The 2,044-nt window shown below is 61.7% G+C and carries 2 protein-coding genes; one reads left to right on the forward strand and one right to left on the reverse strand.

Going from position 1 to position 2,044, the window contains the following annotated elements:
- On the reverse strand, nucleotides 1-571 hold a 571-nt coding region (locus ACR2J1_RS09840), incomplete at its 3' end, for a carbonic anhydrase (RefSeq protein ID WP_434019150.1).
- A gap of 335 nt (nucleotides 572-906) precedes the next feature.
- On the opposite strand from ACR2J1_RS09840, the gene ACR2J1_RS09845 reads away from it, so the two are divergent.
- Nucleotides 907-2,044: NAD-dependent formate dehydrogenase (locus ACR2J1_RS09845; protein WP_434019151.1), on the forward strand; the 1,138-nt coding region annotated here is incomplete at its 3' end.

Consider the following 2,044-nt stretch of genomic DNA (forward strand, 5'->3'; position numbering starts at 1 on the left):
TCCCAATGTCGAAATGCAGTCCGTTGAGGGCGAGCAGACCTTCCTCCTCGCGGTTGCGAATGAACGGGAAGGTGCGGAGATTGGCGATCGAGGAGCGGATGGCGGCAAATTCGAACGCGATCTCGTCTCCAGAAGCGAAGATGTCCGTGTCTACGACCTTGAGATTGTCGAGCAGCGTGAGCCAGCGCCCGATGAAGCCATGCTCCGGCACCTTGTCCCTGACCGACTGCCGATATGCGTTGACGCCGCCGCAATGCGAATGTCCGAGCACGATGATGTGCGGCACCTTCAGAACGAGCGCGGCAAATTCCACCGCAGCGCTCGTGCCGTGATACATGCCTTCCGGTTCGTAAGGCGGGACGAGATTGGCAACGTTGCGCAAGATGAACAGATCGCCGGGCTCGGCATCGAAGATCGCCGACACGTCGACCCGCGCGTCGCAGCAGGCGATCACCATCGCGGTCGGGGCCTGCCCTAGATCCGCAAGCTGCTCAGAGCGGCCTCGATCCAGGGGATGGCGGTCGCGGCGATAGCGTAAATACCCATCAACCAATGTCTTCGGCAGAGGCATGTTTTTCCTTTATCCAAAAGCGTTCCGGCTTCTCGAACCATTCCAAGGCGCCGGACGTTTGTCCATAGCAGGGGTGTCGATAGGGCCTGCCTATCAGCCGTTTCGGTAATGCCTCTTGATCTCGACCCCCACACGACCAAAGGTCGCAGCGTCGGTAACAAAACTGCGCGACCGTCATAACGCGCGAGCCGGCCCGAGGAAACGCGAGGACCGGCGCGAACCCTTCACGCCCCCTCAGCAGACAACAACGGCATGCATGCAGGTCGTTGCCGTTTCGCCATGCGCGCATGGCGGACGTGCGCCCTTCTGCCCGCCCTTCAGCAAGGAGTAACGACATGGCCAAGATATTAGCCGTTCTCTACCCCGATCCGGTCGGCGGCCACCCGAAGAAATATGCCCGCGACGCGATCCCCAAGATCGATTCCTATCCCGGCGGTCAGACCGCGCCCACGCCCAGCAAGATCGACTTCAAGCCCGGCGAGCTACTAGGCAGCGTGTCCGGCGAACTTGGCTTGCGTAAGTTTCTCGAAGACGCGGGGCATACCCTCGTCGTGACGTCCGATAAAGAAGGCGCCAACTCGACCTTCGACAAGGAGCTCGACGACGCCGACGTGGTGATCTCGCAGCCGTTCTGGCCTGCCTATCTGACGAAGGAGCGCATCGCCAAGGCGAAGAACTTGAAGCTCGCCATCACCGCCGGCATCGGCTCCGATCATGTCGATCTCGAGGCCGCCATGGAACGCGGCATCACCGTGGCGGAGGTTACCTATTCGAACTCGATCAGCGTCGCCGAGCATGTGGTGATGATGATCCTGTCGCTCGTGCGCAATTACATCCCCTCCTATCAATGGGTGGTGAAGGGCGGCTGGAACATCGCCGATAGCATCGAGCGCGCCTACGATCTCGAAGGCATGAATGTCGGCACCGTTGCCGCCGGCCGCATCGGCCTTGCGGTGTTGCGCCGGCTGAAGCCGTTCGGCGTCAAGCTGCATTATACCGACAAGCATCGCCTGCCGAAGGAGGTCGAGCAGGAGCTCGATCTCACCTACCACCCGAATGTCGAATCGCTGGTGAAGGTTTGCGACGTGGTGACCATCAACGCGCCGTTGCATCCGGAGACCGAGCACATGTTCAACGACAAGCTCATCGGCATGATGAAGCGCGGCAGTTACATCGTGAATACCGCGCGCGGCAAGATCGCAGACCGCGATGCCATCGTGCGCGCACTGGAGAGCGGGCAGCTCGCGGGCTATGCCGGCGATGTCTGGTTCCCGCAGCCGGCGCCGCAGGATCATCCGTGGCGCGCGATGCCGCATCACGGCATGACGCCGCATGTCTCCGGCACGACGCTCTCGGCGCAAACGCGCTACGCCGCCGGAACGCGGGAGATCCTGGAGAATTTCTTCGCCAAGAAACCGATCCGCACCGAGTATCTCATCGTCGACAAGGGCAAGCTCGCCGGTGCCGGCGCCC

Origin of the sequence: Methyloceanibacter sp. (assembly GCF_050999895.1) — a bacterium.
Taxonomy (GTDB): domain Bacteria; phylum Pseudomonadota; class Alphaproteobacteria; order Rhizobiales; family Methyloligellaceae; genus Methyloceanibacter.